At 61.9% G+C, this 625-nt stretch carries 1 protein-coding gene; it reads left to right on the top strand.

The annotated features are described in order from the left end of the window. Positions 1–139 precede the first annotated feature (139 nt). Positions 140–625: IS3 family transposase (locus JYJ39_RS13975; RefSeq protein ID WP_205205272.1), on the top strand; the 486-nt coding region annotated here is incomplete at its 3' end.

Below are 625 nucleotides of genomic sequence, written 5' to 3'. Positions count from 1 at the left end.
TGTTCGAGCGGGGCAACAAGAAGGCGGCCGACCCGCAGGCGGTGATTGATAACCTGCATCGCAAGATTGGGCAGTTGCAGGTTGAACGGGATTTCTTGGCCGGACAGCCCGCCATTGCCCGCCTGCTGAAAGGCGGACAATGATTTCCCCGGGGAGTGAGCTGTCCATTGCCCGGCAATCCAAGTTGCTCGGTATTTCGCGTAGTAGCGTCTATTACCGGCCCCGCCCGGAATCGCAGGATGAGCTTGATCTGCTCCGGCGCCTAGACGAGCTATTCACGGAGAACCCGGTGTATGGCAGTCGGCGCCTGCAGCAGATGCTCAAGCGCGAGGGTGTTCTGGTCGGTCGCCGACGCATCCGGCGGCTGATGCGCAAACTGGGCCTATGGGCGGTTGGGCCGAAGCCTGACACCAGCAAGCCGCATCCCGAGCACAAGGTGTATCCGTATCTGCTGCGCGGACTGAACATCGAGCGCCCCAACCACGTCTGGGCGACCGACATCACCTACATCCGGATGCGCCACGGGTTTCTTTACCTTTGCGCCATCCTGGACTGGGCGACGCGTAAGGTACTGGCCTGGCGGTTATCGAACACGCTGACCACCGACTTCTGCACGGCGGCGCTG

This window comes from Azonexus hydrophilus, assembly GCF_905120355.1.
GTDB lineage: Bacteria > Pseudomonadota > Gammaproteobacteria > Burkholderiales > Rhodocyclaceae > Azonexus.
Note: the sequence above shows the minus strand (reverse complement) of the source record. Positions and strands in the feature narration are given on the sequence as shown.